22 protein-coding genes are annotated in these 22,786 nt (G+C 71.4%); 16 read left to right on the top strand and 6 right to left on the bottom strand.

The features are described from left to right. Positions 1 to 109: 109 nt before the first annotated feature. A complete protein-coding gene (locus KALB_RS18670) occupies positions 110 to 1,591 on the bottom strand; it encodes a pectate lyase family protein (RefSeq protein WP_025357238.1) in 1,482 nt (493 codons plus the stop codon). 171 nt (positions 1,592 to 1,762) lie between these two features. Between KALB_RS18670 and KALB_RS18665 the strand changes: the two genes are divergently transcribed. The 8 genes from KALB_RS18665 (at position 1,763) to KALB_RS18630 (ending at position 8,918) form a co-directional block, all read left to right on the top strand. Continuing rightward, positions 1,763 to 2,488 carry an SRPBCC family protein gene (locus KALB_RS18665; RefSeq protein WP_025357237.1) on the top strand — a complete coding sequence of 242 codons (726 nt, stop codon included), beginning with the start codon at positions 1,763 to 1,765 and terminating at the stop codon, positions 2,486 to 2,488. Next, a complete protein-coding gene (locus KALB_RS18660) occupies positions 2,485 to 3,168 on the top strand; it encodes a DUF4166 domain-containing protein (RefSeq protein ID WP_025357236.1) in 684 nt (227 codons plus the stop codon). The genes KALB_RS18665 and KALB_RS18660 overlap by 4 nt, the downstream gene beginning before the upstream one ends. Before the next feature lie 7 nt (positions 3,169 to 3,175). Then, positions 3,176 to 3,811 carry a TetR/AcrR family transcriptional regulator gene (locus KALB_RS18655; RefSeq protein ID WP_025357235.1) on the top strand — a complete coding sequence of 212 codons (636 nt, stop codon included), beginning with the start codon at positions 3,176 to 3,178 and terminating at the stop codon, positions 3,809 to 3,811. A 14-nt stretch (positions 3,812 to 3,825) separates the two neighbouring features. Then, positions 3,826 to 4,524 (top strand): MgtC/SapB family protein, encoded by a 699-nt coding sequence (locus KALB_RS18650; RefSeq protein ID WP_030109208.1) that lies wholly within the window; start codon positions 3,826 to 3,828, stop codon positions 4,522 to 4,524. A gap of 87 nt (positions 4,525 to 4,611) precedes the next feature. After that, complete coding sequence (locus tag KALB_RS18645) at positions 4,612 to 5,763, top strand: glycoside hydrolase family 88/105 protein (RefSeq protein WP_025357233.1); 1,152 nt, start codon at positions 4,612 to 4,614, stop codon at positions 5,761 to 5,763. A 10-nt stretch (positions 5,764 to 5,773) separates the two neighbouring features. After that, the gene (locus KALB_RS18640) at positions 5,774 to 6,340 is read left to right on the top strand and encodes a nucleotidyltransferase family protein (RefSeq protein ID WP_025357232.1); all 567 of its coding nucleotides are present in this window, start codon (positions 5,774 to 5,776) and stop codon (positions 6,338 to 6,340) included. 26 nt (positions 6,341 to 6,366) lie between these two features. Beyond that, positions 6,367 to 7,404 carry a WD40/YVTN/BNR-like repeat-containing protein gene (locus tag KALB_RS18635; RefSeq protein WP_025357231.1) on the top strand — a complete coding sequence of 346 codons (1,038 nt, stop codon included), beginning with the start codon at positions 6,367 to 6,369 and terminating at the stop codon, positions 7,402 to 7,404. Positions 7,405 to 7,409: 5 nt separating this feature from the next. Continuing rightward, positions 7,410 to 8,918 (top strand): carboxylesterase/lipase family protein, encoded by a 1,509-nt coding sequence (locus tag KALB_RS18630; protein WP_025357230.1) that lies wholly within the window; start codon positions 7,410 to 7,412, stop codon positions 8,916 to 8,918. Here KALB_RS18630 and KALB_RS18625 read toward each other — a convergent pair. Together KALB_RS18625 and KALB_RS18620 are read right to left on the bottom strand one after the other, a co-directional pair. Then, entirely contained in the window at positions 8,911 to 10,056 is a 1,146-nt protein-coding gene (locus KALB_RS18625; RefSeq protein ID WP_042220524.1) for an MFS transporter, read from the bottom strand. The two genes, KALB_RS18630 and KALB_RS18625, sit on opposite strands and share 8 nt — an antisense overlap. Beyond that, on the bottom strand, positions 10,049 to 10,804 hold the full coding sequence (locus KALB_RS18620) for a DeoR/GlpR family DNA-binding transcription regulator (RefSeq protein WP_025357228.1): 756 nt from the start codon (positions 10,802 to 10,804) through the stop codon (positions 10,049 to 10,051). The genes KALB_RS18625 and KALB_RS18620 overlap by 8 nt, the downstream gene beginning before the upstream one ends. A 92-nt stretch (positions 10,805 to 10,896) precedes the next feature. On the opposite strand from KALB_RS18620, the gene KALB_RS18615 reads away from it, so the two are divergent. Together KALB_RS18615 and KALB_RS18610 are read left to right on the top strand one after the other, a co-directional pair. Next, a complete protein-coding gene (locus KALB_RS18615; protein WP_025357227.1) occupies positions 10,897 to 11,613 on the top strand; it encodes a sugar isomerase domain-containing protein in 717 nt (238 codons plus the stop codon). Between the two features lie 300 nt (positions 11,614 to 11,913). After that, the gene (locus tag KALB_RS18610; RefSeq protein ID WP_051913344.1) at positions 11,914 to 13,539 is read left to right on the top strand and encodes a penicillin-binding transpeptidase domain-containing protein; all 1,626 of its coding nucleotides are present in this window, start codon (positions 11,914 to 11,916) and stop codon (positions 13,537 to 13,539) included. 77 nt (positions 13,540 to 13,616) lie between these two features. On the opposite strand, the gene KALB_RS18605 is transcribed toward KALB_RS18610, so the two are convergent. Further along, positions 13,617 to 13,826, bottom strand: coding sequence for a helix-turn-helix domain-containing protein (locus KALB_RS18605; protein ID WP_025357225.1), 210 nt, complete (start codon positions 13,824 to 13,826; stop codon positions 13,617 to 13,619). A gap of 200 nt (positions 13,827 to 14,026) precedes the next feature. Next, entirely contained in the window at positions 14,027 to 15,655 is a 1,629-nt protein-coding gene (locus tag KALB_RS18600; RefSeq protein WP_025357224.1) for an ABC-F family ATP-binding cassette domain-containing protein, read from the bottom strand. Positions 15,656 to 15,876: 221 nt separating this feature from the next. Between KALB_RS18600 and KALB_RS18595 the strand changes: the two genes are divergently transcribed. Next, positions 15,877 to 16,875 (top strand): hypothetical protein, encoded by a 999-nt coding sequence (locus KALB_RS18595; protein ID WP_025357223.1) that lies wholly within the window; start codon positions 15,877 to 15,879, stop codon positions 16,873 to 16,875. A gap of 109 nt (positions 16,876 to 16,984) precedes the next feature. Further along, positions 16,985 to 17,977, top strand: coding sequence for a hypothetical protein (locus KALB_RS18590; RefSeq protein WP_025357222.1), 993 nt, complete (start codon positions 16,985 to 16,987; stop codon positions 17,975 to 17,977). Between the two features lie 12 nt (positions 17,978 to 17,989). Here the strand turns inward: KALB_RS18590 and KALB_RS18585 are convergent, their stop codons facing one another. Continuing rightward, complete coding sequence (locus KALB_RS18585) at positions 17,990 to 18,691, bottom strand: alpha/beta fold hydrolase (RefSeq protein WP_030111189.1); 702 nt, start codon at positions 18,689 to 18,691, stop codon at positions 17,990 to 17,992. Between the two features lie 47 nt (positions 18,692 to 18,738). On the opposite strand from KALB_RS18585, the gene KALB_RS18580 reads away from it, so the two are divergent. The 4 genes from KALB_RS18580 (at position 18,739) to KALB_RS18565 (ending at position 22,682) form a co-directional block, all read left to right on the top strand. Next, positions 18,739 to 20,040 (top strand): cytochrome P450, encoded by a 1,302-nt coding sequence (locus KALB_RS18580; protein WP_025357221.1) that lies wholly within the window; start codon positions 18,739 to 18,741, stop codon positions 20,038 to 20,040. 77 nt (positions 20,041 to 20,117) lie between these two features. Beyond that, positions 20,118 to 20,981, top strand: coding sequence for a hypothetical protein (locus KALB_RS18575; protein ID WP_042220521.1), 864 nt, complete (start codon positions 20,118 to 20,120; stop codon positions 20,979 to 20,981). Beyond that, positions 20,978 to 21,754 carry an SDR family oxidoreductase gene (locus KALB_RS18570; protein ID WP_025357219.1) on the top strand — a complete coding sequence of 259 codons (777 nt, stop codon included), beginning with the start codon at positions 20,978 to 20,980 and terminating at the stop codon, positions 21,752 to 21,754. The genes KALB_RS18575 and KALB_RS18570 overlap by 4 nt, the downstream gene beginning before the upstream one ends. Before the next feature lie 127 nt (positions 21,755 to 21,881). Beyond that, a complete protein-coding gene (locus KALB_RS18565) occupies positions 21,882 to 22,682 on the top strand; it encodes a SagB/ThcOx family dehydrogenase (protein WP_148309522.1) in 801 nt (266 codons plus the stop codon). Positions 22,683 to 22,786 lie beyond the last annotated feature (104 nt).

Here is a 22,786-nt window from a genome sequence, read left to right as displayed (position 1 = left end):
CAACGAGTGGCTCCGTCGCGGACGAACCGGGCCCCGAGGGGCGCACGGCTGAACGGGACTCACGCGCCCCTGAACGGGATTCGCGGTCGGGAGAGCGGGACTCGCCGGGTCAGGAGTGCAGGCGTTCGGCGAGTTGCTGCTCGTAGAGGCTGGCGGGCACCAGGTGGGTGCCCGGCGAGACGATCTCGCCCTGCTGGTGCCCGGCGGTGGGCGGGTCCACCTTGCCGGTGCAGCCGAACGCCCAGTTGTGCGCGGTCGGCGGGTTCTCGACGTGGGCCGTGCCGACGGCGCAGTTCCACAGGACCGAGTTGGCCCCGGCCCAGCCCTGGCCGCTGCCCATCCACTGGCGGTCCTGCAACTCCAGGTACCCGTTGCCGCTCAGGCTCACCGAGTCGTACAGGGTTCCGGTGGCCCAGCGCTGGTGCGGGCCGGCGTCCAGTTTGCGGCTGCCGGTGTTGGTGGCCGAGCAGTGCACGACCACGTTCGGCCCGGGCACCCGGGCCTGCGTGGCCCAGGCGTGGAAGTTCGAGCCGGTGGACCGGCACCCGTCGATCAGGGTCTGCTGGCCGGAGATGGTGTACTCCACCGGCTGGGCGCTGATGTCCTGCGGCACGGACACATCCAGCGCGGCGGTGTCGAGCACGCTGACTCGCAGCGCGTTCTCGCCGACGCCGAAGGCAGAGCCGAAACGGGTCGCGGTGACGTCGCGGACCCAACTGTCCTGCGCGGCGCCCACACCGACCAGTGCGGAGGCGAAGTAGCCGCCGTCGTGCCACTTCGGGTCCTGCTCGAACGCGGCGCCGTTGCCCGCGAGGTGCTCGACCCCGGCGCCGGTGATCCGCCCGGCGAAGCCGTAGCGCCACACGGTGGCGTGGGTGTACTGGCTTTCCAGCGCGTTGGTCAGCGGCACGTCCACGGTGAGCGTGTTGCCGGACACGACGGTGATCGTGCGGTCGGCGAGCAGCCCGGTGTTGGGTGTCCACTGGGTGCTCGGCGTGCCGTCCGGCCTGGGCGGGATGGCGTCCATACCGATCGCGTGGATCCAGTTCTTCTCCTGCGGGCGCTGCACGATCACGTGATCGCCAGCGTGGAAGCCGGAGCCGTCGGCCACGTGCAGGATCCGCGCGCCGACCGGCACGTAGCTGTCGGTCACGGCCTGGGCGGTGCCTATCTGGCTGCGGCTGCCCGTGCCGCCGAGCTCGACCAGCGTGTGCGCGGCACCGGTGCCGACCAGGTTCGTCGTGGTCCCGGCACCGCGCAGCACCACCCCGCTGGCCGCGATGCGCACGGTCCCGGCCAGGTGGTAGGTGCCTGCGGCGAGCAGGACGGCGCCCGGCTTGCCGGTCGCAGCCACCTTGTCGAGGGCCTGTTGGATCCGCGCGGTGTCGTCGCCGCCGGTGCCCGCCGACACCGTGTTCGCCACCGGCATCTGCGGCGGCGCTGCCTCGCCCGCCCGGTAGCCGACCTGCGAGAAGTCCGGCACCCGGTTGCCCTGGGTGTCGGCGCCGTAGACCAGCTTGCCGCCGCTCAAGGTGATCCACTCTGGGCTGGCCGCCTGCGTCGGGATCAGCGCTCCGATGACTGCCGCCACAGTCAGGAGAGAAATCCTTGTCATGCCGCGCATCCTGGCCCATCCACCGGCAGAGCGCCATGATTCATCGGAGTTTTCAGGCAGGCTTCAGGTCGAAGCAACCACCTTGAGCAATCGCTCAAACTCCTGCTACCGTCCAATTTGAGCAACCGCTCAAACCTTGGGGGGACGATGCGCAGGCTCTACGTGGAGGCGCGGATCCACACGGATCTGGACACGCTGTGGCGGCACACGCAGGACCCGGCGACGCACGCGCGCTGGGACGGCAGGTTCGGACGAATCGAGTACCAGCCGGGCACTGACCCGCAGCGCTTCACCTACGCACTGTTCGGGGTCGGCGGGGTCGGCGTCACCGTGGGCGAACGCCACAAGGCGGACGGCACGCGCACCTCGGCGCTGCGGTTCAGCAGCGCCAACCCGCTGTCGCCGATCCGCCGGGGCGCCGGGCACTGGCGATACGTCCCGGAGCGGACCGGGGTCCGGTTCCTCACCGGCTACGACTACGAGCCAGGCTGGGGCAAGGCCGCCGACCTGTTGGTCAGGCCGTTCATGGGCTGGCTCACGGCCTGGTCCTTCGACCGGCTCAGGCTGTGGCTGGAGCGGGGCATCCCGCCCGAGCGCAGCCGCAACCAGGCACTGGCCGAGCTGCTGGCGAGAGCAGTGCTCACAACAGTGGGCAGTGCTCACAGCCTGCTGGCGGGCCTGGCAGTGGCCGGACTCGTCCTGCTGATCCCCCCGCTGACGACCACCCCCGCCGCGCGCCGCTGCCTGCGCAGCGCACCGAAAAGCAGCACCCCGAAGGCCGGCGACAAGGCCAGCGCCCCAAGAAGCACCAACCCAAAACCCAGCGCCCCCGATCACATCCCGACCACCCTCGACCTCCTGGAGCAGCCATGACATCGATCTTCGAACGGGCGATGGGCACAGCGGAGTTCGGCCGGCTGCACCCGATGGTGCGCGAGCGCTTCTCAGTGGGCCTGAGCAGCGGTACGGCGAGCATCGCCACGGGCGTGATGTCCCAGGTCTGGTGCGGGGCCGCGTTCACCAAACCGTTCCTGCACCTGGGCAAGACCAGGCACATCCTGTTCCCGGAGACGGGCACGGACGTGCCGTTCACCATGGAGAACTGGCCCTACCTGGACCGCGCGGGCCGCGAGGTGGTGACCTTCACGCGCACCTTCGAACTGCCCGGCGTGCGGCGCAGGTTCGACGCGACGATGGTGGTCGAGCAGCACACCAACCGCCTGATCGACTACCTGGGCACGCACCAGCACGTCGGCGTGCAGCTTCACCTGCGCGCGGGCGCCGACGGGGCACTGGTGATCCGCAGCGGCGAGCAGCGCTTCCGGATGGGACGGCTGGACTTCCGCGTGCCCGCCATGCTCACGGGAACGGCCGCCGTGCGAGAGTGGTTCGACGAGGACACCGAGCGCTTCGGCATCGAGGTGCGCGTGGTCAACCGGCGGTTCGGGCCGCTGTTCGGCTACCAGGGCGGGTTCACCGCCCGGTACCTGGACACCGGCGTCATCCCGACCCCGGCCTCGGTGAAGCCGACAAAGGAAGAGACGAGGACCTAGCACCGCCATGGCCGCAGCCGACACCCGTGACCGACTCATCGCCGGAGCGCTGGAGACCGTGCGCGAACTCGGGGTCACCGGCGTGTCGGCGCGCACGGTGGCCACTCGTGCCGGGGTCAACCAGGCGCTGGTGTTCTACCACTTCGACAGCGTGGACAACCTGTTGGCGCAGGCGTGCCTGGCTGAGAGCGCGGCGCGGGTGGCGGTGTACCGCGAGCGGTTCGCGAGGACCGGCTCACTGCGCGAACTGCTCGCGGTGGGCCGTGACCTGCACGCGCGCGAACAGCAGGGCGGCAACGTGGTCGTGCTGGCCCACATGCTCGCCGCCTCGCACGCCAACGACACGCTGCGGGCGGCGACCGCGCAGGCGCTGCGCATGTGGACGGCCGAGATCGAGCCGGTGCTGGCCAGGGTGCTCGCGGCGGGCCCGCTCAAGGACCTGTTCGACCCGGCGGCGCTGGCGCACGCGGTGGCCGCCTCGTTCATCGGCCTGGAGCTGTACGGGGATGTGGACCCGGCGGCGGGCGCACTGGCGATGGGCGAGCTGGACCGGCTCGGGGCGCTGGCCGAGGCACTGGACGGGCTCGGGCCGGTGGCGCGCAAGGCGGCGCGGGCCAAGCTCGGCAAGGTGTTGCGGGGCTGAGGCACACTGCCCTGATGGGCTTGTTCGGCGAAGCGACGGGTCAGGGCTGGACGCAGGTCGGCGAGTTGCTCGCGGCGCTGGTGCTCACCACGCTGATCGGGCTGGAACGGGAAGTGCGGCAGAAGAGCGCGGGCCTGCGCACGCACACCCTGGTCGGCCTGGGTGCCGCGCTGATCATGCTGATCAGCAAGTACGGGTTCACCGACGTGCTGACCTCCGGCGAGATCGTGCTGGACCCGTCCCGGGTTGCCGCGCAGATCGTCTCCGGCATCGGGTTCATCGGCGGCGGGCTGATCTTCGTGCGGCGCGACGCCGTGCGCGGGCTGACCACGGCCGCGGTGGTGTGGACCAGTGCGGCGGTGGGCATGGCCTGCGGGGCGGGACTGGTCCTGCTGGCCACGGTGGTCACCGCGATGCACTTCGTGATCCTGTTCGGCTACCCGCCGCTGGTGCGCTGGCTGACGCGATCCCGGCAGCGGGCCTCCTCGGTGCGGGTGGCCTACCAGGACGGGCGCGGTGTGCTGCGCCAACTGCTCAGCGCCGCCACCGGGCAGGGCTTCGTGGTTGCCGAGGCCGACACGCACCGCCGCCAGGACGAACACGTGGTGGACCTGGAGCTGCGGGTGATCGGCGCGGGATCGCCCGCACAACTGGCCGCGGCCTTCTCGGAACTGGACGGGGTACTCACCGTGCACACCGGGGACGGCGAGTGACCCTTGACGATGAAAACCTTTCCACTACCGTGAGGTGTCGTCACACACCGAGCCTCACCGCCGCGGGCTCACCCCGAGAGGAGCACCATGCTCAGCCCGCGCACCAGACTCGTGCTGACCGCACTGGTCAGCTTCGCCCTGCTGCTGCCCAGTACCAGCCAGGCCACGGCCGCCGCGCCGCCGACGGACTGGTCCAAGGCGGTGGTCGACTCCACGATGAAGCGGTTCACCCCGGCCAAACTCGGCGGCTGGGGCTACCAGACCGGCCTCTACCTGTACGGGCAGTACCTGGTCTACAAGCGCACCGGGGACAAGGCGTACCTGGACTACATCAGGAGCTGGGTCGACCGGTTCGTGGACGGCAAGGGCGGCATCTCCAACAGCTTCAACAACCTCGACTCGATGCAGTCGGGCAACCTGCTGGTGCTGCTGTACCAGGAGACCAAGGACCCCAGGTACAGGACGGCGGCGACCAAGATCCGCAACCGGCTGAACAGCTACCCCAGGACCGCTGACGGCGGGTTCTGGCACGCCACCAGCCGCGAGCACCAGCTGTGGCTGGACGGCACGTACATGGTGCTGCCCTTCCTGGAGCGCTACGGGCACGCCTTCGAGGACGCGGCCTACTCCGACGCCGAGGCGGGCAAGCAGCTCACCGTGTACGGCTCGCACCTGGCCGACTCCTCCGGACTGCTCTACCACGCCTACGACGAGTCGGGCACGCAGAGCTGGGCGGACCCGAAGACGCACCACTCGCCGGAGTTCTGGTGCCGCTCCATCGGCTGGTACGGCATGGCCAGCGTGGACGTGCTGGACTACCTGCCCTCGACCAGCCCGTACCGGGCCAAGATCGTCAACTACGTGCGCAACCTGGCCCAGGCCGTGCGCACCTACCAGGACCCGAAGACCGGCCGCTGGTTCCAGGTGCCGGAGAAGGGCTCGCTCAGCGGCAACTTCACCGAGACCTCCTGCTCGGCCATGTTCACCTACATGCTGTCCAAGTCCGTGCAGAAGGGCTACCTCGACCCCAGCTACCAGGCGGTGGCCGACAAGGGCTACCAGGGTGTGCTGGCCAAGGTGTCGCTGGGTTCGGACGGGCTGACCACCATCTCCGACATCTGCATCGGCACCAACGTCGGCGACACGAAGTTCTACCTGGACCGGCCCAGGGCCACCAACGACTTCCACGGGCTCGGCGCGTTCCTGATCATGAACGAGCAGTTGGCGAAGCACACGTAGGCTGCACGCCATGACCGTTGTGGCCGGACTGGTGCTGGCGGCTGGCGCGGGCCGCCGCTACGGCAAGCCCAAGGCGCTGGTCCGCCACAACGGCAGGCTGTTCGTGCAGTCCGCGGCCGAGGTGCTGCGGGCCGCCGGGTGCGAGCCGGTGATCGTCGTGCTGGGGGCCGCCGCCGAACAGGTGCGCGCGGCCGACCTCGGTACGGCGGTGCTCGTGGACAACCCGGACTGGGCCACCGGCATGGGTTCCTCACTGCGGGCCGGGCTGGCCGCCGCCGAGGAGGTGGCGGCCGACGCGGTGGTGGTGCTGCCGGTGGACCTGCCCGGGGTCACCGCCGAGGCCGTGCGGCGGGTGGTCGACCTGGCCGCCGTGGACGCGCTGGCCGCCGCCAGCTACGACGGGGTTCGCGGCCACCCCGTGCTGCTGGGCCGCGCGCACTGGCCGGGTGTGCGCGAGGTGGCGGTCGGTGACGCCGGGGCCCGCGCCTACCTTCGCGCGCACCGCGTGCTGGACGTGCCGTGCGGGGACGTGGCTTCGGGGCTGGATGTCGACCGCCCATCGGACCTGCCGCGCTGAGCGGGCACGAGGTAGCGTGCCGCGCCATGAGGTGGATCACCGGGCTGACCGCCCTCGCCCTGGCGCTGGCCGTGCCCGCCACGGCCCTGGCGCAGACCGCGCCGACCTGGACGTTGAGCAGCACTACTGTGGACGCCAGGCTGCGCGGGCTGTCCGCCGTGAACGGGCAGATCGCGTGGGTCAGCGGCAGCAAGGGCACGGTCCTGCGCACCGAGGACGCGGGCCGCACCTGGCTGTCGGTGCCGCCGGAAGGCACCGCGGCGCTGGACTTCCGCGACATCCAGGCGTTCGACGAGCACCGCGCCCTCGCGCTGTCGATCGGGCCCGGTGACCAGTCGCGGATCTACCGCACCACCGACGGCGGCAAGCACTGGGCCACCGTGCGGACCAACACCGACCCCGCCGCGTTCTACGACTGCATGGCGTTCTTCGACGAGCGGCACGGGCTGGTCGTCGGCGACCCGGTGAACGGCAGGATCCAGGTGCTGGCCACCGACGACGGCGGGCGCAGCTGGCAGGTGCTGCCCGCCGAGGGCATGCCCGCCGCGCAGCCGGGCGAGGCGCAGTTCGCGGCCAGCGGCCAGTGCGTGAGCACCGACGGGGACCGCGACGCGTGGATCGGCACGGGCGGTGGCGCCCACGCGCGGGTGCTGCACTCCGGGGACCGTGGGCGGACCTGGACCGCGGTGGACACCCCGCTGGCCAGCAGCCAGTCGGCCGGGGTCTTCTCCGTGGCGTTCCGCGACTGGCGGCACGGGCTGGCCATCGGCGGGGACTACGCCACGCCCACCGCGACCGGCACCGCGCTGGCCCTGACCTCGGACACCGGCGCGCACTGGCGGGTACCGGCGCAGGCCCCGCACGGCTACCGGTCCGGGGCCTCCTGGGCGCGCGGCAACTCGGTGGTGGCGGTCGGCCCCACCGGCAGTGACCTGAGCCGGGACGGGGGCAGGCACTGGCAGCAGTTCGACACCGGCAGCTTCGACACTGTCGACTGTCAACAGTTGACTGTCTGCTGGGCCGCCGGAGAACACGGCAGGATCGGCCGCCTCCGCCTAGCCTGAGCCGAATGGGGTTGCTGCACTGGACGTTGGCGGCGCTGACCACGCTCGGGCTGGCCGCGCCGCCAGCCGACGCCGGACCGATCGCCCGCACGACCAGTGGACCAGTTCGGGGCGCACACCTGGACGCGGTGGACAGCTACCAGGGCATTCCCTACGCCCAGCCGCCCACCGGTGAGCTGCGCTGGCGCGCTCCGGTGCCTCCGCACCCCTGGTCGGCGGTCCGTCCGGTCACGAAGTCGGGTCCGGCGTGCGCTCAGAACAACGCGACCGGCACCAGCGAGGACTGCCTGTACCTGGACGTCGTGGCGCCACGGGCGAGCACGCACCGGCCGGTCATGGTGTGGATCCACGGCGGCGGCAACACCACGGGCACCGGGGCGCAGTTCGACGCGGCCCGCATGGCGGCGCGCGGGGACGTGCTGGTCGTGACGATCAACTACCGGCTCGGCGTGTTCGGCTTCTTCGGCTACCCGGGGCTGCCCGACTCCGGCACCTTCGGCTTGCAGGACCAGCAGGCCGCGCTGCGGTGGGTGCGGGCCAACGCCGCGGCCTTCGGCGGCGATCCCTCGGACGTCACGGTGTTCGGGGAATCGGCCGGTGGCGTGGACGTCTGCGCGCAGCTCACCTCCCCCGGCGCCCGCGGCCTGTTCGACCGCGCGATCATGCAGAGCGGCTCCTGCCTGACCCGCGTGCCGACCTACGCCACGCCCGGCGGGCCGGTGCACGTGAGCACCTCGGGCTTCTGGGGACCGGTCGCCGACCGGGAGGCCACCGGCCAACAGGTCGCGGGCAAGGTCGGCTGCGGCACGCTGGAATGCCTGCGCGACAAGCACTTCGAGGACCTGCTGCGCTACGAGGCCGGGTTCGGCCCCGCCTACGGCACGCCCACGCTCCCGCAGGACCCAGTGCTGGCGCTACGGCGTGGCGAGGTGAACCGGGTGCCGGTGTTGTCCGGCAACACCCGTGACGAGGCCCGGCTGACCACCATGTACTCCGAACTGCTGGCCGGTCCGTTCACAGTGGACGGTTACACCTCCTTGCTGCGCACCACCTTCGGCGAGGAGCGTGCCGCCGCGATCGAAGGCGCGTACCCGGCCGGGGCCGATCCTGGCCTGGCCTTCGCCACGATGGACACCGACCGGGTCTTCGCCTGCCCCCAGTTGGCCACCAACCGCGAACTCGCCCGCGTGACACGGGTGCACGGCTACGAGTTCGCCGACGAGGACGCGCCGACCTACAGCCAGTACTTCGGCCCGCGCCCACCGGGGGCCGCACACGGCTCCGAACTGGCATACCTGTTCGACCTGCGTGGCGGAGCGCCCTACCGGGGCACGCAGCACGCCGAACTCACCGCGCCGCAACGAGAACTCGGCGACACGATGATCGACGCCTGGACCGGTCACACCCCGTGGCCGCAGTGGCCGTACGTGCAGTCCCTTGCCCCGCAACGGATCGGGCCGGTGGACGGCTGGGCCGAGCACCACTGCGACCTGTGGGCCGACCACCTCACCTGAGGAAGCGCGCCCCGAGCGCGACCACGGCGCTGAGCAGCGGCAGCAGCCCGAGCGCCAACGGCAGCGTGCTCGCCTCGGACAGCAGGCCGATCACCGGCGGCCCGAGCAGCATGCCCGACCAGCCCGCCGTGGACGCCCCGGCGATCGCGGCGCCCGCGTGCAGTCCGGGCACCGCGGCGGCGGCCCGGTAGACCACGGGCACGATGCACGAGAGCCCGAGCCCGAAGGCCACGAAGCCGACCAGCGCCGCCCACGGGCTGCCGATCACCAACGCGAGCGCGAACAGCACGGCACCGGCCCCGGCCAGGCCGCCGACCACCCTGTGGTCCCCGAACCGGCTGACGAGCCAGTCCCCCATCGCCCGGCCCGCGAACATCGCCACGGCGAACACCGCGTAGCCCGAACCGGCCAGCTGGGCGGGCGCGTGCAGGGACTCGCGCAGGTAGAGCGCGGTCCAGTCGCCCATCGCGCCCTCACAGAACAGGCCCGCGAACATCAGCGCGCTGAGCACCACCAGTGCGCGGTTGCGCCACGGCAGGGCGAACTTGTGCTCCTCGGAGGCGATGTCGTTGCGCAGCATGGGCTTGGTCAGCGGCCAGGCGAACGCCGCGATCACCAGCCCGAACGTCAGCATCTGCCAGGTCAGGCCGATGCCCAGGGACACGGCCAGCGTGCCAAGGCCCGCGCCGCAGAACCCGGCCAGGCTCCAGCCCGCGTGGAAGCTGGACATGACCGGCCGACCGTAGCCGTTCTCCACCACCACGGCCTGCGCGTTCATCGCGATGTCCAAAGTGGACTGGAAGGCGCCCCAGACCACCAGCGCCAGGAACAGCCCCAGCCAGGACTCCGCCAGCCCGAGCCCGACCGAGAGCAGGGCGTACCCCGCAAGCGACACGGCGACGACCGGCCTGCTCCCCCACCGCGACACCGCCAGGCCCGCGACGAACATCGCGCACACCGACCCGAACGGCGCACCCAGCAGGGCCAGGCCCAGCGTGCCGTCGGTCAGCCCGAGGTGCTGCTTGACGGCGGGGATGTGCGGGGTCCACGCGGCGAAGATCACCGCGTGCAGCGCGAAGACGGCGGTGGTCGACCACCTGGCGGCTCGCGGCGCTCGTAACTGCACACTCTCAGACAAGGACGACCTCCACCCCTTGGGCCTGGAACTGTTCCACTTGCTCGGCGGGCGCCGCGCTGTCGGTCACCAGGACGTGCACATCGCTCACCGGGCACACCCTGCCGAACGCGGTGCGCCCCAGCTTCGAGGAGTCCACCGCGGCGATCACCCGCTTCGAGGCGTGCACGGCCGCGCGCTTGACCTGTGCCTCGCCCAGGTCGTACGCGGAAACCCCGTCGCGGGCGGTGATCCCGCAGCAGCCGAGCACGGCGGTGTCCAGCCGGACCACGTCGAACACGTGCTCGGTCAGCGGGCCGACGAAGGACTGCTCGGCGGGACGGAGGTCACCGCCGGGCACGACCAGCCGCAACTGGTCCGAGCCGCGCAACACGTCCACGGCGTGCAGGGACAGCGGCAGCACCGTGAGCCTGCGGTCCACCAGGCACTTGGCCACCTCCAGCGTGGTCGTGCCGCTGTCCAGCGCCACCGACTCGCCGTCATCGATCAGGTCGGCCACCGCGGCGCCGATGCGCTGCTTGGCGGCCACCTGGTGTCGTGAGCGCGCCGGGTACGGGGTCTCCTCCCCGGTCAGCACGCCCACGGCCGCGCCCCGCACCCTGCGGAGCAAGCCGTTGCGCTCCAACAGGTCCAGGTCCCGGCGCACGGTCATCTCCGAGCAGCCGGTCAGCTCCGCCAACTCCGCGACGGGGACCCGGTCCCGGTCGCGGAGCGCACGCAGGATCAGCTCATGTCGCTCCGCACTGTCCACGCGTTCATATGAACACACTTCCTGTTCGCAGCGCCAGCCCGATAGGGTGCCGCAGTGGTATGGACCACACTGCGCCCAGGGAGGACCCCAGCATGGACTACGGCCAGTTTCTGCGCGATGCGCTGCACGAGGTCGAGGAGCACAACGCCGAGGCACTGGACCAGGTCGCCGAACTGCTGTTGAACTGCGTGCGCGCGGACGCCACCGTGGTGACCGCGGGCGCCGGGCACTCGCTGGCCGCCGTGGCCGAGACCTTCTACCGCGCCGGCGGGCTCGCCTGCGTGCGCCCGCTGTACCACCCCTCGTTGCTGCCCATGCACGGTGCGGTCGCCAGCACCACCGCCGAGCGGCGGTCCGGGCTCGCCGCCGAGGTGCTCGAGGAGGTCAAGCTCAGCGAGGACGACGTGCTGGTCGTCTTCTCCACCTCCGGGGTCAACCCGTACCCCGTCGAACTCGCGCGCGCCGCCCGCTCGGCCGGGACGCCCGTGGTCGCCTTCACCTCCGTGACCGCCAGCTCCGTCGCCCCGCGGCGTGCGGGCTCCACGCTCGCCGAGGAGGCCACCGTCGTGCTCGACAACCTCGTCATCTCCGGGGACGCCGCCTACCCGCCCGAGGCCCCCGCCACCGCGCCCTCCTCCTCGCTGGCCAACGCCTTCCTGTGGAACCTCGCGCTCGTGCGGCTGTCCGACCTCGCCGTACAGGCCGGTGTCGAACTCCCCCTGTGGCGCAGCGCCAACGTCGTCGGCGGCGACGCCGCCAACAAGGCCCTGCTCGCCAAGTACACCGCCCGCATCCCCGAACTGGCCTGACCCCGGCGCCGCCCCGCCCCGCACCACCACGTCATGAAGGTGCCCTTCACGACGCCCAATGCCCCAAAGGGCACCTTCATGACTCGGCCGCCAACCCAGGCCCGCACCCCTCGCGTCACGAAGGTGCCCTTCACGACGTGGTGAGCACGCCTCGGAAAAGCCCTGATCGGCACCTTCACGACACCCCCACAAACCCGTGACCGAGTCGACACCGGCTGTGCGTAGGACTACCCAGGACAGCGTGCCCCGCAGGCGTTACGGTCCGCCTGACGAGGTTCGACTAGGGGGGACGACAAGTCCATGCAGTCCAAGACAAGACGCTGGATCCTGGGCAGCGGCGGGGCGGCGGTGCTGGCGATCATCGCGGTCACCGGCTACCTGGTGTTCGCACCGGGACCTGCCTCGCGCGGCGGCGGCGGCCAGCAGGGCGTCGCACCGGTGAAGGCGACGGCGGATTCGGTGGCGACCAGCTACCTGGCCGCGTTCTCGGGGCAGTCGACCGAGGGCGCGGCAGCGCTGACGGACGACCGGACCACGGCGAGTGCGGCCTTGGCCAAGGTGTACCAGGGCATGGGCAAGGCCTCGCTGACCACCTCGCGCGACGGGGGGACGGAGACGGCGCAGGACGGACTGTCGGCCACGGCGCGCTTCGGCGTGAAGTGGACGCTGCCGGGTGGCGGCACGTTCAGCTACCAGGATTCGATGCAGTTGCGTCGCAACGGCGAGGACTGGCAGGTGCACTGGTCGGACGCGCTGGTGCACCCGGACCTGACGAAGGGGCAGAGCCTGGCGCTGCGCACGGAGACGGGCAAGTCGAGCCTGCTGGACCGCGCGGGCAAGCCGGTGACCTCCGACAGCGGCATCCCGGCGGGCGTGTTGCAGGGCGTCCGCCAGGAGGTCGGCGAGGTCAACGGCACCGACGGCTGGCGCGTGGTGGCGGTGGACTCCGCGGGAGCGGACGGCAGGACCCTCCAGGAGAAGAAGGGCAGCACCCCGGAGCAGTACACGGTGACCATCGACGCCAGGACGCAGAAGGCCGCGCAGGACGCGGTCTCGGCGCAGAGCGGGGCCGCGGCGGTGGTCGCGCTCTCCCCCGCCGGCGAATTCCTTGCCGTGGCAACGAATTCGGCCTACGACGCGCGCAACGAGAGCCCGCTGACGGGCCTGTACACGCCCGGGTCCACGTTCAAGATCGTCACAGCCACGGCCGCGCTGGAGCAGGGACAGGTCAGCGGGGGCTCCACGGTGTCCTGCCCGCCCACGATCACCATCGGCCAGCGCACGATCCCCAACGACGGCAACCCGCCGTTCGGCGGCGGCGCGGCCCCGGACTACTCGGTGTCGCTGCGCACCGCGTTCGCCCTGTCCTGCAACACCACGTTCTCCACGCTGGCGTCCAAACTGGACACTTCCGCCCTGCCCGCGACCGCGCGCCAGCTCGGCATCGGCGTGGACTTCACGATCCCGGGAGTCACCACCAACACCGGCAGCATCAAGCCGGTTTCCAGCCCCGCCGAGCAGATCGAGGACGGCTTCGGGCAGGGCACCGACACCACCAGCCCGTTCGGGCTCGCGGTGCTCGCCGCCACCGTGCAGTCCGGCAAGCTGCCAACGCCCACCCTGATCCGCGGCAAGCAGACGCAGGTCACCGGCCAGGTACCCGCGCCGTCTCCCGGGGTGCTGGCACAGGTGCGCCAGATGATGCGTGACGTGTGCACCACGGGTACGGCGAAGTCCCTGGCGGGCTTCCCCGGTCTTGCGGGCAAGACGGGCACGGCCGAGGTCGGCGCCGGGCAGAGCAAACAGGCCCACGGCTGGTTCGTCGGCTACCGCGAGGGCCTGGCCTTCGCGGTGCTCATGCCGGACGCGGGCACCTCGCACACCGCGGTGGACACCGCGGGCGCGTTCCTGCGCGGCCTGGGCTGAGCCAGGCCGCAGCTCCACTCTGGGTCCCCGGACGGCCGAACGGGTCGTCCGGGGCCAGTGCCTCGGCCTGGACCGGCCTACTTCTTCTTCGTCCTGGTGGCGCCGCCGCGACCGCGCAGCTGCACGCCGGACTCGGACAGCACTCGGTGCACGAAGCCGTACGAGCGCCCAGTGGACTCGGCCAGTGCGCGGATGCTGGCGCCCTTCTCGTACTTCTTCTTCAGGTCAGCGGCCAGCTTGTCCCTTGTCGGCCCCGTGATCCGGGCGCCCTTCTTCAGGTCAGCCACCTTGTCCCGCCTTCCGTGGGAGTGCAGGTCGGGCCGCTCGCGGCCCCTGTCGTCGCAATGATCGAACACGACGGCCGGGAACGCCAGGCGATCAAGCAAAATCTTCGCTGGGTGATCGACATGTCACCCCTGGCTGATCACTGGTGTGGGTGAAGTGATCAGTGGGGTGCGTGTGTCGGCCGGTGACCTGGACCTGGGGATCAGGCGAGTTCGATGAGTTCCAGGTAGTCATCCGACCAGTGGTCCTCCGTACCATCCGGCAAGAGGATCACCCGCTCGGGTTGCAGGGCGGACACGGCGCCCGGGTCGTGGGTGACCAGCACGACCGCTCCCTCGAAGCGGCGCAGCGCGTCGAGCACCTGCTCGCGGCTGGCCGGGTCGAGGTTGTTGGTCGGCTCGTCCAGCAGCAGCACGTTGGCCGCGCTGGAGACCAGCCCGGCCAGGGCCAGCCGGGTCTTCTCACCGCCGGACAGCGTGCCCGCGGGCTGGTCCAGCTGCTCCCCGGTGAACAGGAACGTGCCGAGCAGGGAGCGCAGCTGCTGCTCGCCGGTGTCCGGGGCGGCGTGCCGGATGTTCGCCCAGACGCTGGCCCCGTGGTCCAGGGTCTCGTGCTCCTGGGCGTAGTACCCGACCCGCAGCCCGTGCCCGGGCACCAGGCGCCCGGCGTCGGGCTGGTCCATCCGCCCGAGCAGGCGCAGCAGGGTGGTCTTGCCCGCGCCGTTGAGCCCGAGCACGACCACCTTCGAGCCGCGGTCGATGGCCAGGTCCACCCCGGTGAAGATCTCCAGCGAGCCGTAGGACTTGCTCAGCCCCTCGGCCATCAGCGGGGTCTTGCCGCAGGGCGCCGGTTCCGGGAAGCGGATCTTGGCGACCTTGTCGGCCTGCCGCGCGTCCTCCAGCCCGGACAGCAGCTTCTCGGCGCGCTTGGCCATGTTCTGCGCCGCCACGGCCTTGGTGGCCTTCGCGCGCATCTTGTCGGCCTGGGCCATCAGCGCCGAGGCCTTCTTCTCGGCGTTGGCGCGCTCCCTGCGGCGGCGCTTCTCGTCGGTGGCGCGGGCCTCCAGGTACTTCTGCCAGCCCATGTTGTACATGTCCACCTCGCCGCGCGTGGCGTCGAGGAACCAGACCCGGTTGACCACGTCGGCCAGCAGCTCCACGTCGTGGCTGATCACGATCAGGCCGCCGGTGTGGCTCTTGAGGAAGCTGCGCAGCCAGGCGATCGAGTCGGCGTCGAGGTGGTTGGTCGGCTCGTCCAGCAGCAGCGTGGTGCCGTCCTTGCCGCCCGCGCTGGACTCGGAGGCGCCGAACAGGATCCTGGCCAGCTCCACCCGGCGCCGCTGGCCACCGGACAGGGTGCGCAGCGGCTGGGCCAGGATGCGGTCGGCCAGGCCCAGGTTCGCGCAGATCCGCGCGGCCTCGGACTCGGCCGCGTAGCCGCCCAGCGAGCCGAAGCGCTCCTCCAGCCGCCCGTACTTGCGCACGGCGGCGTCCAGCTCGTTCTGGTCCACCAGCTCGGCCATGGTGGTCTGGGCCTTCTCCATGTCGCGCAGGATCTGGTCCAGGCCGCGGGCGGAGAGCACCCGGTCCTTGGCGGTGACCGACAGGTCGCCCTCGCGCGGGTCCTGCGGCAGGTAGCCCAGCTCCCCGCTGCGGCGGACCTCGCCGCCGTAGGGCTGACCCTCGCCCGCGAGCACGCGCAGCGAGGTGGTCTTGCCCGCGCCGTTGCGGCCGACCAGTCCGATGCGGTCGCCGGGCTGCACGCGCAGCGTGGCGCCGGAGACGAGGATGCGCGAGCCAGCACGCAGTTCGAGATCGGTGACGGTGATCAAGACAGACTCCGGGATGATGTGATCGCGGGCAGGACTTCTCGGCCCGTCGGCCGCGGCCGACGGGCGGCGTCGCCGCCTAGCAGATGAGAACGATCACGAACCCCAGTCTACGGGACGTTGCGAACGGTTTTCGCCACGGTGCGCGTAGTGGACGGGTGAGACCGGACACGGCCCTATGCTCGTGATCTCCCCGCTCCCGCACGGAGAACGGTGTGCCGCCCATGAGTCGCTCCGCCCGGCCGCGTGCCACCGCGCTGCTGGCCGTGCTGGCGCTGGCCGCCACGACCGCCACCCAGTGCGCGGGCCCCGAACCGCTCGGCTGGACGCGGGAGACGGGCGGCTCGAACTACGACTTCTACGGCCTGGCCGGGCGCTGCGACCGGGAGGGGTTCGGCGTCATCAACGGGTTCGCCAGGGGCAGGGACACCATCACCGCCCAGCTGGCGCAGATGTACCGGGCGGGCCAGCGCAGGCTGCGTATCGGCGTCTTCCACCACCGGGGGCCGGACACCGGCACGATCATGGACTCCACCGGCGGCGACCTGTCCCCCGCCAACCGCCGCAACCTGGCCGACCTGCTCGCCGCGGTGCGTGCGGCCGGGTTCGCCGAGGTCGAGGTGGCCATGCAGCCCTCGGACGAGAACCACCCGGACTGGTCGCACTGGCGGGAGGACCTGTACCAGGAGAACTGGAACCTGGTCGCCAACCTGCGGCCGGTCATCGCGGCGGCGGGCATCCCGTACCGGATCGACCTGCTCAACGAGGGCTCGCCGATGAGCACCGAGCCCGCGCTGCGCCGCTACGCCCAGCGGCTGTGGCAGGACTACACCGCCAACTTCGGCAAGGCCGACACCGTGGGCTTCTCCATGACGGTCTGGATCGCCGACCGGGCCACCCAGTTGGCCGCGGTGTACGGGGACAACCCGCCGGAGGTGTTCGACGTGCACCTGTACGGGGATGCGCACAACGGGGACGAGCGCACGCAGTTCGTGGACGCGGACCGGAAGATGCGTGAGCTGGGTTACACCCAGGACTGGATCATCGGCGAGGCGTACTTCGACGACCGGACCGCCGCGCGGGGCATCGCGCAGGCCATCGCGCAGACCGGCCGCACGGTGCGCTACCTGGCGCAATGGCCGCTCACCAGGGCCAGGTCCTGTGCCGACGTGGACGTGGCCGCACCGATCGCCTTCGAGGCCTACGGCCGTCTGCCGCGGTGACCCCCTAATCGGATGAGGGGTTGACTGCCCCAACCGTCGCACAGTTCACTCATCCGGGTTACAGCAACCGGGTGACACGGTCACTCTGTGCGACCAGTTTGGGGTAACCATGAAGCGGCTCTCCCACCTGTGCTGTGCCCTGGTCACGACCACCGTGGTCGGCACCACCGCGCTGACCGGCGCGGCGAGCGCACAGCCGATGGGCACCACCGCGCTCGCGGGTGGTTCGAACTACGACTTCTACGGCGAGAGCGGTTGCGACCGCGAGCCCTTCGGCGTGGTGAACTCCTTCGACACCGGCCGGGCCACCATCACCGCGCAACTGGCGCAGATGTACCAGCAGGGCCAGCGCAGGCTGCGCATCGGCCTGTTCCACCACCACGCGGGCGACTCCGGCACCGTCACCGACTCCACCGGTCCGGTCTCCGAGCACTACAAGCGCAACCTGGCCGACCTGCTCGCCGCCGTGCGCCAGGCCGGGTTCGCCGAGGTGGAGTTCTCCTACTACCCGGTGGACGCCAACAACCCCGGCAACTGGTCGCGCTTCGACGAGAAGCTGTACCAGGAGAACTGGAACTTCGTCGCGCAGGTGCACCCGGTGCTCGCAGCGGCGGGCATCCCGTACAAGGTGGACCTGCTCAACGAGGGCATGCCGATGACCGGCCAGCAGGTGCGGCTGGAGTACGCCAAGCGCCTGTGGGCCGACTACACCGCCAACTTCGGCAGGGCCGACACCGTGGGCTTCTCGATGACCGTGTGGCTGGCCGACCGCGCGAACCAGCTGAGGGCGGTCTACGGGGACAACCCGCCGGACCTGCTCGACATTCACCTGTACGGGGACACCCACAACGGGGATGAGTACACACAGTTCGTGAACGCCGACAAGAAGCTGCGCGAACTGGGCTACACCCAGGACTGGGTCATCGGCGAGACCTGGTTCAACGACACCAACGCCGCGCAGGGCATCGGCCGCGCCATCGCCGAGACCGGGCGGCGAGTGCGCTACCTGGCCCAGTGGCCGCTGGCCCGCACCCACCACTGCGACTTCGTGGACAGTGCCCCGCCCATCAAGTACGACGTGTTCCGCCAACTCCAGCCCTGACGGACAAGTACGTCACCGACTGATCAACTCCGCCACGGCGGCCGGGTCCTCGGCGTGCGCGTTGTGGCCGAGTCCGGGCAGCACGACCGCCTCCGGGTCCAGCGCGCGCAACTGCTCGGGGCGGCACATCGGGTCCTCGGCGCCCGCGGCCAGCACCACCGGGCAGCCCGCGCCGTCCAGCAGGGCCCGCATGTCCGGTGCGCCCACGCCGAACGCGCGGTTGTCCAGCGCCAACCCCCAGCCGCCGGGCTCCCGCACCAGGCCCGCGTCGGGGGCGTCGGGGCCGGTCAGCCCCGCGACCTTCAGGTAGCGCTCGGCGGCCTCCTCGCGAGTCGCGAAGAGCTTGCCGGGACGCGCCGCCATCGCCGCCGCCCTGTCCAGTTCCTCCTGTGCCCACACGACCTTCACGCCGATGGCCAGCACCGACCGCGCCCGCACCCGAGCGGCCAACGCCAGGGCGAGCACCCCGCCGAGCGAGTGGCCCACCAGCACCGGGTCCGGCGGCACGCAGGGCGCCAGCGCGTCCGCGAGCCGGTCGAAGGTGTACTCCGCCAGTCGCCGCGAGCCGCCGTGGCCCGGCAGGTCGGGCGCGATCCAGGAGCCGGTCAGCCGCTCGGTGACCCCGTCCCACACCTCGCTGGTGGCCCCCAGCCCGTGCAGCAGCACGATGTTCGGCTCTCCGGTGCCACCAGTCCGTACCCGCAGTTCGTCCACGCGGTGGATCTTTCCCGAACCGGGGCCGTGACGGCTAGCGTCGGGCCATGACCGGCATCCTCGATCCCGACACCTACGTGCGCGGCGTGCCCTACGAGCAGTTGGCGCTGCTGCGTGAGCGCGCCGCGGTGAACTGGGTCGAGGAGCCGGACGGCCCCGGCTTCTGGGCCGTCCTGCGGCACGCCGAGGTCCGCCACGTGCTGCGCACCCCGCAGGTCTACTCCTCACACCTGGGCACCACGCAGATCCGCGACCCGGCCACCGAGCAGGACCTGCGCTACGTGCGGCGCATGATGCTCAACACCGATCCGCCCGACCACTCGCGGCTGCGCGGGCTGCTCACCAAGGCGTTCACCCCGAAGGCCGTGGCCGCGATCTCCGAGCGGGTGAGCCGCTGGGCCGGGGAACTGGTCGCCGCCGTCGCGGACCGCGGCGAGTGCGACTTCGCCAAGGACGTGGCAGCCGACCTGCCGCTGCTGACCCTGGCCGAGGTGTTCGGCGTGCCCGCGGGCGATCGTGGGCTGATGTTCGACTGGAGCAACCGGGTCATCGGCTACCAGGACCCGGAGTACGCCGTCAGCGCGAGCGTGCGCGGCCCGGAGGTCAGCGACCTTGCCAGGGCCGCGCTGGCACTGCGACCCGAACCGGGTCCCGACGGGACCATGCCCGATCCGCGCACCCGTGCGGGCATGCCGGACCTGTACGCGTACGCGCACTCGCTCGGCGAGCTCAAACGCCGCGAGCCCGGCGAGGACGTCATGAGCAACCTCATGCGCAGTCCGGTGTCGATCGAGGAGTTCGAGAACCTGTTCTGGCTGTTCTCGGTCGCGGGAAACGAAACCCTGCGCAACGGTCTGCCGGGCGGAATGCTCGCCCTGCTGACCCACCCCGAGCAGTACCGGCGGTTGCTCGCCGACCGGTCGCTCGTGGACAGCGCCGTCGAGGAAATGCTGCGCTGGTGGACGCCCGTCATGCATTTCCGGCGCACTGCCGCCTCGGACACCGAATTGGCCGGGGTGCGGATCAGTCGCGGCGACAAGGTCGTGGTGTTCTTCTCCGCCGCGAACCGGGACCCGCGCGTGTTCGACTCCCCCGACATCTTCGACGTGACCCGCTCCCCCAACGAGCACCTCACTTTCGGGTACGGACCGCACTTCTGTCTCGGCGCGCACCTGGCCCGCGTGCAGATGCGCGCGATGTTCACCGCCGTGCTCGACCAACTCGGCCAGGTCGAACTGGCCGGCGACCCGGTACGCCTGCGCTCGACCTTCCAGAACGGCCTGAAGAGCCTGCCCATCCGCTGGCCCCCACCCCGCGAGTCCCGCTCTGGCGCACGCGAGTCCCGCTGAGCCGTGCGGCGAGTCCCGCCCAGCCGACTGCCCGAAAAGCACTCGCCACACCGGGCCGCGCCCTCGAGGCTGACGGCGTGCACAGCATTCGCGTGGCCAGGGCGGAGGACCTCGAACCGGTGATCGCGCTGCTGGCGCGGTCGCAGGCGCGGCCGGAGTACCTGATCGGCTACCACGGGGAAACGCCCGAGGAGCTGGCACAGGAACTGGCGGAGATCAGCCCGGACTGGGCGTCCTGCACCGTGCTCGCCGAGCGGGACGGGCGGCTCGTCGGGCTGCTCACGGTGGACGTGCACACCGAGCAGCGGCGCAGTTGGCTGCAAGGGCCGTACGCGGAGGTGGACACGGGGTGGGCCGAACTGGCCGACGCGCTGTTCGCGGCGGCCAGCGACCTGCCGGTGATGCGCGGCGTGCACCGGTTCGACCTGTTCGGGCACGTGCGGCACACCCGGCTGGCGGAGTTCGCGGGGCGGCACGGGTTCACCACGGGCAAGCCGGTGAGCGTGGTCCAACTGGACGGGGACGCACTGCGCGAGCTGATCAGCACGCCGAGACCCGCGCCCGTGCTGACCGAGCGGCAGCGCAGGGCCGTCACCGAGTTGCACGAAGAACTGTTCCCCGATTCGTACATGACGGGCACGGACCTCCTGGGGCGCACAACCGTCATCTGCGAAGAAGGTGGTTACGCGGCGGGCAGGGCGCACGAGGCGGAGTACTTCGTGGACTTCGTCGGCGTCGAGCCACGGCACCGCGGTCGGCGGCTCGTGGCACGACTGGTGGCCGACCTGCTCGCGGCGCTGGCGGCCGAGCACGGCCCGCGCCCCGCGGCCTGCGCCACGATCGCCCTGGGCAACACCGCCTCGGAGCGGTCCTTCGCCGCTGCGGGCTTCCGCGTGCTGCTCGATCTGGTGAGCTACCAGCGAGTAACATCCGCCGCATGACTGCACAGGACTTCGTCGGCAAGGCAGCCCTGGTCACCGGGGCGAGCCGGGGCATCGGGTACGCCATCGCCAGGGAACTGCTCGCCAGGGGCGCCTCGGTGACGATCACCTCGCGCAAGCCCGACGCCGTGGCCGCCGCCGTCGAGGAGCTGACCACCGAGGTCGCCGACAGCGAGAAGCGGGTGCTGGGCGTGCCCGGCAACGCGGGCAACGGCGAGGACCGCGAGCGCGCCGTGACCGAGACCCTGGAGCGGTTCGGCTCACTGGACGTGCTGATCAACAACACCGGGATCAACCCGACCTTCGGCTTCCTGCCCGACGCCGACCTGGACGCGGTGCGCAAGATCTTCGACGTGAACGTGGTCGGCGCGCTGGGCTTCGTGCAGCTGGCGTGGAAGGCGTGGATGTCCGAGCACGGGGGCAGCATCGTCAACGTGGCCTCGGTGGCCGGTCTGCGTTCCTCCGGCGTGCTCGGCGCCTACGGGGCGAGCAAGGCCGCGCTGATCCGGCTCACCGAGGAGCTGGCCTGGCAGCTGGGCCCCAAGGTGCGGGTCAACGCCGTCGCGCCCGCCGTGGTGAAGACCAAGTTCGCCGAGAGCCTCTACACCGGCCGCGAGGAGGAGGCCAGCCAGGCCTACCCGCTCAAGCGCCTGGGCACCCCGCAGGACGTGGCCTCGCTGGTGGCGTTCCTGGCCTCGGAGGGCGCCGGCTGGATCAGCGGTGAGACGGTCCGCGTGGACGGCGGCCTGCTGGCCACCGGCACGATGGGCTGAGCCGCTCAGCGATCACTCGTTCGGCGAGTACCCGGAAGGATCGCCCGTCCGGCAGGGTCGCAGGTCAAGGTCGGGGCCGATCCAGGTGGTCGGTCCCGTCACCGTGGCGACCTTCCGGGAGGATCCTGTGCGGCTACGACGCCTGCGCGGCATGACCTGCTACTGGCAAGACGGGTCCTTCGTGGTGCACTGCCATCCCGGTCCCGGCCCGGTCCGGGTGCGGCCGGCGGTGGTGGAGGTGCTCGCGGCGTTCGACACCTGGTCAACGGTCGAGGAGGCCAGCGAGGCGCTGGACCACCTGCGGCCCACCTCCGTCGCCGAGGCCGCGGGCACACTGCGCGAACTGGGCCTGCTGGTGGAGCAGGACGTCGAGGAGCACAGCGCCCCGCAGCCCCCGCGTGCCACGCGCATCCTGCTGCCACGCATTCCCGGGCCGCGCACCGGCAGCACCACGGGGGTGTCCAGCGCCCCGGTCGCACTGTCCGTGCTGTCCACACTGCTGGCGCAGGTCTTCGGCCAATCGGAGCTGGACGCCTACCTCGGTGTGGTCACCGTGGACGGGGTCGAACCGGGCGTATACCACTACAACTCGCAGGAACACAGCCTCGAACAGCTCGTGGACGGCTTCAGCCACAGCGAGGCCGCCCGCCTGTGCGCCGGCTGGCCCGGCATCGACCAGGCCGCGTTCGTCGTGTTCGTGACCGCCACGCTCGACCGCATGTGGACCAAGTACCGCGTGAGCCTGCTCGACGCCGGGCGGCTGGAGCAGCACTTCGCCCTGTGCGCCACCACGTTGGGACTCGGCACCTGCCGCGGCACCGCCTTCGACGACCGCGCCGTCGCACGCAGGCTCGGCATCGACGGTGTGTCCGACGTCCCCGTGCACGCCTTCGCCGCCGGCGTGCCCGCGAGCGAGGTGGTCGGCTAGCGGCGTGCTTGTGTCATGAAGGTGCCGTTCGCGGCGTTGGACGCCGCGAACGGCACCTTCATGACATGTCGGCGGGCCCGGCGCCGCCCCGACCTACCTGCCGG

The organism is Kutzneria viridogrisea DSM 43870 (assembly GCF_000525635.1).
Lineage (GTDB): Bacteria > Actinomycetota > Actinomycetes > Mycobacteriales > Pseudonocardiaceae > Kutzneria > Kutzneria viridogrisea.
Note: the sequence above shows the minus strand (reverse complement) of the source record. Positions and strands in the feature narration are given on the sequence as shown.